This window comes from Christensenella sp. (assembly GCF_034927525.1).
Lineage (GTDB): Bacteria > Bacillota > Clostridia > Christensenellales > Christensenellaceae > Christensenella.
The window spans coordinates 1-8,300 of sequence record NZ_JAYFPU010000301.1; the positions used below are offsets into that span (position 1 = coordinate 1).

The 8,300-nt window shown below is 49.4% G+C and carries 10 protein-coding genes and 2 pseudogenes; all 12 read right to left on the reverse strand.

From position 1 onward, the window contains the following. Positions 1-108, reverse strand: a 108-nt coding sequence (locus VB081_RS15070; RefSeq protein WP_442872721.1) for a histidine phosphatase family protein, incomplete at its 3' end; no start/stop codon positions are given. Then, positions 105-842, reverse strand: coding sequence for an adenosylcobinamide-GDP ribazoletransferase (gene cobS / locus VB081_RS12035; RefSeq protein ID WP_323401043.1), 738 nt, complete (start codon positions 840-842; stop codon positions 105-107). The genes cobS and VB081_RS15070, both read right to left, overlap by 4 nt. Beyond that, entirely contained in the window at positions 839-1,405 is a 567-nt protein-coding gene (cobU, locus tag VB081_RS12040; RefSeq protein ID WP_323401044.1) for a bifunctional adenosylcobinamide kinase/adenosylcobinamide-phosphate guanylyltransferase, read from the reverse strand. The genes cobS and cobU overlap by 4 nt, the downstream gene beginning before the upstream one ends. A gap of 62 nt (positions 1,406-1,467) precedes the next feature. Next, entirely contained in the window at positions 1,468-1,881 is a 414-nt protein-coding gene (atpC, locus tag VB081_RS12045) for an ATP synthase F1 subunit epsilon (protein WP_323401045.1), read from the reverse strand. 1 nt (position 1,882) lies between these two features. Further along, complete coding sequence (gene atpD / locus VB081_RS12050) at positions 1,883-3,292, reverse strand: F0F1 ATP synthase subunit beta (protein WP_323401046.1); 1,410 nt, start codon at positions 3,290-3,292, stop codon at positions 1,883-1,885. Positions 3,293-3,308: 16 nt separating this feature from the next. Continuing rightward, positions 3,309-4,169 (reverse strand): ATP synthase F1 subunit gamma, encoded by an 861-nt coding sequence (gene atpG / locus VB081_RS12055; RefSeq protein ID WP_323401047.1) that lies wholly within the window; start codon positions 4,167-4,169, stop codon positions 3,309-3,311. 62 nt (positions 4,170-4,231) lie between these two features. After that, a pseudogene (gene atpA / locus VB081_RS12060) lies at positions 4,232-6,028 on the reverse strand (F0F1 ATP synthase subunit alpha); the annotation flags it as partial. Between the two features lie 3 nt (positions 6,029-6,031). Further along, the gene (gene atpF / locus VB081_RS12065) at positions 6,032-6,508 is read right to left on the reverse strand and encodes a F0F1 ATP synthase subunit B (RefSeq protein ID WP_323401048.1); all 477 of its coding nucleotides are present in this window, start codon (positions 6,506-6,508) and stop codon (positions 6,032-6,034) included. A 41-nt stretch (positions 6,509-6,549) separates the two neighbouring features. Further along, positions 6,550-6,780 (reverse strand): ATP synthase F0 subunit C, encoded by a 231-nt coding sequence (gene atpE, locus VB081_RS12070; RefSeq protein ID WP_323401049.1) that lies wholly within the window; start codon positions 6,778-6,780, stop codon positions 6,550-6,552. 65 nt (positions 6,781-6,845) lie between these two features. Then, complete coding sequence (gene atpB, locus VB081_RS12075) at positions 6,846-7,520, reverse strand: F0F1 ATP synthase subunit A (protein WP_323401050.1); 675 nt, start codon at positions 7,518-7,520, stop codon at positions 6,846-6,848. Continuing rightward, on the reverse strand, positions 7,517-7,813 hold the full coding sequence (locus VB081_RS12080; protein WP_323401051.1) for a hypothetical protein: 297 nt from the start codon (positions 7,811-7,813) through the stop codon (positions 7,517-7,519). The genes atpB and VB081_RS12080 overlap by 4 nt, the downstream gene beginning before the upstream one ends. Before the next feature lie 92 nt (positions 7,814-7,905). Next, a pseudogene (locus VB081_RS12085) lies at positions 7,906-8,300 on the reverse strand (hypothetical protein); the annotation flags it as partial.

Consider the following 8,300-nt stretch of genomic DNA (forward strand, 5'->3'; position numbering starts at 1 on the left):
TTGCTGTTTCCCCGTTTCATTCAGGGGCAGGTCAAGACTGCCGTTAAAATTCCCGTCCTTATTCGCATCCGTCTGCGCATGGCGCAGGAATGTGATCTTCGTTTTCATAGCATCACCGCCATCACCAGAAGGAACACGATCTCGCCCAGCTCGTTGCACGCGCCAAGCACATCCCCTGTAGCACCATCAATCTTCTTTTCAGATATAAAATACATGACCGCCCCAATCGCGATCATACATGCAACAGCGATCGAACCTGCCGCAAAGCCACCAACCAGGAAAACCGCGACCGAACAAATGATGATCGCAATGAGCGCCGTATCGATTTTCAGATTTTCAATGATACACTTTGCCATGCCGTCCTGGCGCGGGTAACGGCTCAGCTTTGCACAAAACACCAGAGGTATCTTGCCGCACAGCGGTGTTGCCAACAAAACCCACAACACTCTGTCAGGGTTCAAATCGGCAATCAGGAATGTCTTGGCCACAACAATAAAAACGATACCCAGCACGCCATACGTCCCCATGCGGCTGTCCTTTAGTATTTCAAGCGTGCGCTCCTTCGTTTTTCCGGCAAAGAAAGCGTCGCACACGTCGGCAAAACCGTCGATGTGCAGTCCGCCTGTAAACATGATTCCTGCCATCACGCACAAAAACGCAGGTAAATACGGTATTCCCGTCAACAAAATCAACTGGTAAACGGCAAGCATTACCGCCCCCGCCATAAGCGATGTTGCAGGAAACCATGCAACACTGTCCGCGTAATCCTGACAGGTAACGTCAAATTGTTTTTTCAGCGGCAGTCGCGTCATCGTCTGGATCGCCAGACCAAATTTTTTCATGCCCCGCCTTTCAGCAGCAACAGCATCCCGCTCACCACGAAATAGGCTTCGTACGCCTGCTTAGCAAGCATCCTGTTTGCCCGTCCGCTGATATCGCGGAACAGCCGCCCCAAAGAATTTTCCGGAACCAGTCCCATTCCCACTTCATTTGTTACAATAATAAAATCTGCAGCACTGGCAGCACAGACCGCCAAAAGCTCCTGCACTTTTTTTTCGATCGTTTCTTCCAGCGTTTTTTGCTCTCTGACCGAAAGCACTTCGCGTTCGTCCCAATCGTTTTTCTCCTGCCAGATCAGGTTAGTGATATAAACCGTCAGGCAATCAATCAGATAAACGTCGTGTTTTCCTTGTCCAACTACTTTTGTCAGGTCGTATGCTTCCTCATACGTCGTCCATTCGCTCGGGCGCTCCTGCTTATGCCGCTTAATCCTGCCCTGCATTTCCTCGTCTGTATTGACCGCCGTCGCGACATATGCCACATCTTTGTATCCGGAAGCAAATTGCTGCGCATACGTACTTTTGCCGCTGCGCGCCCCACCGGTCAGCATTATGATCCTACCCATACCCGTTCTCTCCCCTTTTCGATAAAAAAGACGGGGCAGCTATCCTCGTCTTTTTTACGCTGCTACAGCGTAGTTTTTCTCTTTGTCAGGCTCAGCCGTGCCATCGCGCGCGCCATCGCGATCTTGCTGCGGCGGTATTCCTCCGCGCTCATTTTCTGGCGCATCCGTTCTTCCGCACGTTCTTTTGCGCGCTCCGCGCGCTTAACGTCGATTTCCTCCGGCCATTCCGCCGCCTGCGTGAACATGATCGTCTCATCCGGGCGCACTTCCAAAAATCCTTCCGCCACAGAACAGATCAGCCACTTCTTTCCGGTATTGATTTTCACCTCGCCCGGTACGACCGTCACGACTTCCGATTCGTGTCCTTTCTGGATAGACATCTGCCCATCCTCCGTCGGGAAAATGATGGACTGTGCGTTATCACAGAAAAAAGAACGCTCGGGCGTTAAAATTTCAACTAAGAATTCCGCAGCCATTTTATTCCATTCCCTTTGCTTTTTCTTTCACGTCGTCGATGTCGCCGACCATAAGGAACGCCTGCTCCGGCAAATCGTCCACCTCGCCGTCGAGGATCGCTTTAAAGCTCCTGATCGTGTCCTTGAGGGGTACATATTTTCCGGCAAAACCGGTATAGACCTCCGCCACAAACATCGGCTGCGATAAGAACCTCTGCATTTTTCTTGCACGAAAGACCGTGATCTTGTCCTCCGGCGCCAGCTCCTCCATTCCCAGTATGGAAATGATGTCCTGCAGCTCCTTATACCGCTGCAGCGTATGTACCACACGGTTTGCTACATCATAATGCTCCTCTCCCACGATACGCGGGTCAAGGATACGAGAGGTAGATTCCAGCGGATCGACCGCCGGATAAATGCCAAGCTCTGAAACGCTTCTTGACAGCACCGTGATCGCATCAAGGTGCGAAAATGTCGTCGCGGGTGCAGGGTCGGTCAGGTCGTCGGCAGGTACATAAATCGCCTGCACCGAGGTGATCGCCCCATGCTTTGTCGACGTGATACGTTCTTCAAGCGCGCCCAACTCGTTTGCCAGTGTCGGCTGGTAACCGACTGCGGAGGGTATCCGTCCGAGAAGCGCCGAAACCTCCGAGCCCGCCTGTATAAAGCGGTAAATATTATCGATAAACAAAAGTACATTTTGGCCTGTTTTATCCCGCAGGTATTCCGCCATCGTAAGCCCTGTCATCGCTACGCGCATACGCGATCCCGGCGGCTCGTTCATCTGCCCGAACGCAAGTGCTGTCTTTTCAAGCACGCCGCTTTCCGCCATCTCGTTGATCAGATCGTTGCCTTCCCTGCTTCGCTCTCCAACGCCGGTAAACACAGAATAACCGCCGCTTTCCGTCGCGATGTTATGGATCAGTTCGTTGATAAGCACTGTCTTACCAACACCCGCGCCGCCAAACAAACCGATCTTTCCACCCTTTGCATAAGGACAGATCAGATCGATGACCTTAAGCCCTGTTTCAAATATTTCTGAAACAGGATTCTGCTCAGAAAAGTCCGGCGCCGGACGATAGATCGGCCAGTATTCGTCGGTTTTGATGTCCTCTTTGCCGTCGATCGCCTTTCCCATAACGTTTACAACGCGTCCTAACATCTGGTCGCCTACCGGGATCTTGATCGGCTCGCCGGTGTTTGCCACCTTCATGCCGCAGGCAAGCCCTTCCGTTGCCTCCAGAGCAATGCAGCGCACGACATTATCACCGATCTGCGAGGCAACCTCCATCCAGATCGGGGTCCCTCCCTCATTTTCAACATAAAGGATCGTATTGATCGAAGGGTCTGTATTCTCTTCAAACTTTACGTCGACGACCGGCCCGGTGATCTTGATGATCTCGCCTTCGCTCACAATTTTATAATCATACATATGTTCAAAACTCCTCTTAGGTTAACGCATCCATCGCGCCCACGATCTCCGTGATCTCCATTGTGATCGCCGCCTGGCGCGCGCGGTTCATTTCGATCTCCAGCTTGCTAAGCATCTCGTCCGCATTTTTCGATGAAGCATCCATTGCCATCATGCGCGCACTGTTTTCACTGGCAAACGCCTGAATAAGCGCCCCATAAATCAGTCCGATGATATATTGCGGCACAAGCACGTCAAACACCTTGTGCGGCGATGGGTAATAATTCATCTCGCAATCGTAATCGAGCTCCGTCTCGATATCATCAAACTCGTTAAGCTCTACAGGAAGCAGTTTGAGCGCTGTCGGAACCTGTTTAACGGATGAAAAATACCGCGTGTAGATCAAATATACCTCATTCATCTCGTCGCTTTTGTAAAGCGTTGACAAATCAGAGGCCAGATTACGTGCTTCATACAACGTCGGATTCTGCGAAATATGCAAGTATTCTACGTCGATGGGCGTGCCCTTGCGTTCAAAGAAGGCTCGCGCCTCCTGTCCGATCGTGATCACAAACTTATCGCCATCCGTCATAAAATCATGCGCAAAATTGAGGATGTTGTGGTTATAGCCACCACACAATCCTTTATCCGCCGCAATGACGATATACGCCGGGCTGCCCTGCTGATGCTTTTCCAAAAAGGTATGGTGCAACTCATGCGAATGCACCAGAATATCCTTTAGCGCGCTCCGCACCCGGTTAAAATAAAGCAGGTTCGCGTCATAGCGCGAAATCGCCTTTTTCATTTTGGAAGTAGCGATCAGCTTCATTGCCTTGGTGATCTTACTGGTATCGCCAATGGCCTGTATGCTGTTTTTCACATCCGCCGTACTTCTCACTGTGCGTCCACACTCACTTTCGCTTCCAGCGTAGCAGACACAGCGAAATCGTCCGTCTTTTCTTTTTCTTTCAAAAATCCGCGTTTGAATTCCTTCGCAGCGTCAAGTATCAGCTTTTCGCTTTCTTCACTGAGCTGTCCCGTCTCCTTGATCCCGCTTTTCACCTGCGGATATTTCGCATTCACAAAATCAAGAAACTCACTGTTGAACGTCCGAACTTTATCCGTCGGAACATCCATCAGCTGCTTATTGGTCGCTACACACCGCAGAATGACCTGGTTTTCTACAGAATACGGCGCATATTGCGGCTGTATCAACGCCTGCGTGACCTTGAGTCCGTTCGTCAACGCATCCTGCGTCGTCTTATCAAGATCAGAAGCAAACTGCGAGAACACCTCAAGCTCGCGATATTGTGCAAGCTCTAAGCGCAGCGGCCCCGCGACCTTGCGCATTGCCTTGATATGCGCCGAACCGCCGACACGCGATACGGAAAGCCCAACGTTTACCGCCGGTCTCTGTCCTGAATTGAAAAGCTCCGTTTCAAGATATATCTGACCGTCAGTGATCGAGATCACGTTCGTCGGGATATAAGACGAAATATCGCCCTCCATCGTCTCAATAATAGGCAATGCCGTCATAGAACCGCCGCCCAGCTTATCAGAAAGCTTGGCAGCGCGCTCCAAAAGGCGTGAATGCAAATAGAATACATCGCCCGGATATGCCTCGCGCCCCGGCGGCCTGCGCAGCAAAAGCGACATTGTCCGATATGCGACAGCGTGCTTGGAAAGATCGTCATACACGATCAGCACATCTTCTCCGCGATTCATAAAGCTCTCTGCGATCGCACATCCCGCATACGGCGCAATATACTGCATCGGCGCAGTGTCGCTCGCCGTAGAGGCAACGACCGCCGTATAATCGAGCGCGCCGAATTCGTCCAATCTGTTGACGATCTCTGCGATCGTCGAAGCCTTTTGCGCAATTGCGACATAAACGCATTTGACGTTTTTACCCTTTTGGTTGATGATCGTATCGACCGCGATCGCCGTTTTTCCCGTTTGACGGTCGCCAATGATCAATTCCCTTTGTCCCCTGCCTATCGGGATCATCGAATCAATTGCCATAATGCCCGTTTGCAGCGGCGTACCGACCGATTGTCTGTCAATGATCGCAGGCGCGGGCGTCTCGATCGGGCGGCTCTCGTCCGTCAAAATCGCTCCCTTACCGTCGATCGGATGCCCCAGCGGGTTTACGACGCGACCAAGCACTGCATCTCCCACAGGCACTTTTACGACGTCGCCCGTATGACGAACCATCGAACCTTCCACAACATCTGCCACACCGTTTAGAAGCACCGCGCCTACACGTTCCGTTTCCAGATTCATCACAATGCCGTATGCTTCGTTTTCAAACTGCAGCAGCTCGCCATATTTACATCCCTCGAGTCCGCGCACAAAAACAACGCCATCACCTGTGCGTTCCACGATGCCAATCATAGCAATATCATATTTCACATCATATTGCGTGATTTTCTTTTCCAGGTCACTCCCGATGGAGCTTTCCTTCAGCTCTCCTATTACCTTTTGTCTGAGCGTTTCTATAATATCTTCAATTTTTTCCGCGCTTGCCTGCCCCGTATTGTCGCCGATATAGTCCTGCATCCTGTCAAGATACGATTTCGCGCTCAAATCATAGACCATATTTTTCACGGTCGCTGTAAATCCGCTGATAAGCGTAGGGTCTACCTCGACCTTAAAATCTATCTTTGCATCAAAAAGCTTTTCAAACTTTGTGACGATCGCAGAAATTTCATCAGGCGTAAATTCGGTTGCGCAAACAAGTTTTCCTTTTAATTCCAACTGTTAACTCACCTTCTCAAAAAATTTGTTGATGATGTTTTTGTTGTCCTCATAAGACACTTCGCGTTCCAAAACCTTTTCCGCGATCTGTATCGCCATTTTGGTCACTTCCTGTCTCATTTCGATAACTGCCTGCTGCTTCTGCGATTCAATATGCTTATCTGTACGCGTACGGATCTCCGCCGCCGTGTCTTCCGCTTCCGCAACAATCTGGCGCGCCTGTTCGTCCGCGACGTCCTTGCCCTTATTGATCAATTCCGTCGCCAGATCCTGCGCATTATGCATCATCTCGTCATATCTTGCTTTCAATTGCTCCGCGTCCGAATATTTCTGCGCAGCTTCATCAATCTGCTTCTGTATCTCGTTTGTACGGTTCTGGAGAAACTTGGTGATCGGCTTATACAAAAGCCACCGCAAAAACAAAAACAGGATCACGATGTTCACAATATAAAGCAATATCTCAACTACATCAATTTCCATATCTATTCCTCAAGCGTGTTCTTCTGCTTCGAGATCCCCTATTATTTACCCATCGTAAAGATCATAATAATAGAGATAACAAAGCCATAAATTGCCGTGGATTCTGCAAGCGCCAGACCGATCAGCAACACCTGGTTGATTTTGCCCGTCGCTTCCGGCTGCCGCGCAACCGCCTCGCAGGCCTTACTTGTAGCGATACCCATACCGATCCCTGCTCCCATGCCTGTAAAAACAGCTAACCCTGCGCCAATAGCGATCAAACCAACATCCATTTTTTCTACCTCCATTTATTGCATTCAAAAATATTATGAACCGCTTTTAGCGGTTTCAAACAAAATTATAGCTTTTCTTCCATAAACGACATCGTCAGCATCGTAAAAACATACGACTGCATGCCAAGGTGGAACAATATAAAATAAATCGAAGCAAGCGCCGGAATACCTATCGCAAAATAACCGAGCGCCCCATACAGCATATCCATTACAACAAGCCCGCTGAACATGTTGCCAAACAACCGGCAGGCAAGCGATACAGGAACGGCAAGTGATGAAAGCACATTGATCGGAACCATAAAAGCCTTTGGCTGCGCATATGTTTTCAGCCAGCCCTTCATACCTTTGTAGCGGATCGAAAACGCAATGATCAATATAAACGTGATCGCAGCAAGCCCAATCGTACAATTAAGGTCTGTTGCGGGCGAGCGTATCCCAAGAAATTCCAGTGCGCCGCTTAATATGATAAAAGCAAAAATCGTCATGATATATGGCGCAATCGCCTTTGCCTTGTCGCCCATGATCGACGAAGAGAACTTATTGATGCCGTCCACCATAAGCTCCATGACGTTCTGCAGTCCTTTGGGGACTCTCCTAAAATTTTTCAGAATAACAAAACGAAAAATAAGCGCAAATATGATAATGCCGATCGTCGTACCAAAAGCAGCGACGAGGGTTTGGCTCACCTGTATCCCGCCGAAGATTGTCATTTTTTCGGGAAATACACTGGGTATATTCATTGCTGCTCACCTCCATGCTGCTGATGCTTATATTTTCTGATCGTCATAACACTGTTCACGACCGGTATAGCGATCATCGTCGCCGCCGTACCTGCAGCGCACCAGATCATCGCTTCGATCGAAACAAAGTTCGCCATCAGAAAGAGCACGACCAATATCAAGGCAAGCTTCAGAATCGTGATCGGCACTGCAATAGCCGCCGAACTACGCGACGCTGTCATCATTGCGATCAGCTTTTTTAAAATCACAATCTGCAGGACACCCAGTCCGATTCCCACGAAGATTCCCCACATGACAACTTCCCTACCTGATACAAAATTTATATATTATAATAGTCCTATTTGCTTAATAATGCAAGTAATGTCAACTACAAAAATATGCAAAATCAGTAAGTTTCGAAAAACATGGCGGTCTGCCTCTCAAAAAAGCCCGCACACACATTTTCAGGACGAAACGCCCCTGCGGCAGCTTGCGCAAATTCAGAAACAGAAAGTGAAATATCCGGCGATCCCTTAATAGGCTTCACAACATTTTTGCCCTTGTCGTTTGCCATGACCTCAAGCAGATATTCCTCTTTGAGGAACGAATCCGATATGGCAATCGTAAATTTTTCCTTTTTTAATGCAAGGTTTTCAAGCACCGCCACAGGATCAAGGATACGCATCATGGTAAATTCTTCCTCCCCGCCCGTATTATTTACCGTCGGGAGAAAATAGTCGATCTTACCCGCTGGGATCGCGTGCAGCAGCCGCTCTCTTTGCGCACCATCCGCACACACCA

Coding starts and splice junctions, on each gene's coding strand:
- atpD (WP_323401046.1), bottom strand. CDS start 3,292: ATGTATGATTATAAAATTGTGAGCGAAGGCGAGATCATCAAGATCACC.
- VB081_RS12080 (WP_323401051.1), bottom strand. CDS start 7,813: ATGTGGGGAATCTTCGTGGGAATCGGACTGGGTGTCCTGCAGATTGTG.
- atpF (WP_323401048.1), bottom strand. CDS start 6,508: ATGGAAATTGATGTAGTTGAGATATTGCTTTATATTGTGAACATCGTG.
- atpC (WP_323401045.1), bottom strand. CDS start 1,881: ATGGCTGCGGAATTCTTAGTTGAAATTTTAACGCCCGAGCGTTCTTTT.
- cobS (WP_323401043.1), bottom strand. CDS start 842: ATGAAAAAATTTGGTCTGGCGATCCAGACGATGACGCGACTGCCGCTG.
- cobU (WP_323401044.1), bottom strand. CDS start 1,405: ATGGGTAGGATCATAATGCTGACCGGTGGGGCGCGCAGCGGCAAAAGT.
- atpB (WP_323401050.1), bottom strand. CDS start 7,520: ATGAATATACCCAGTGTATTTCCCGAAAAAATGACAATCTTCGGCGGG.
- atpE (WP_323401049.1), bottom strand. CDS start 6,780: ATGGATGTTGGTTTGATCGCTATTGGCGCAGGGTTAGCTGTTTTTACA.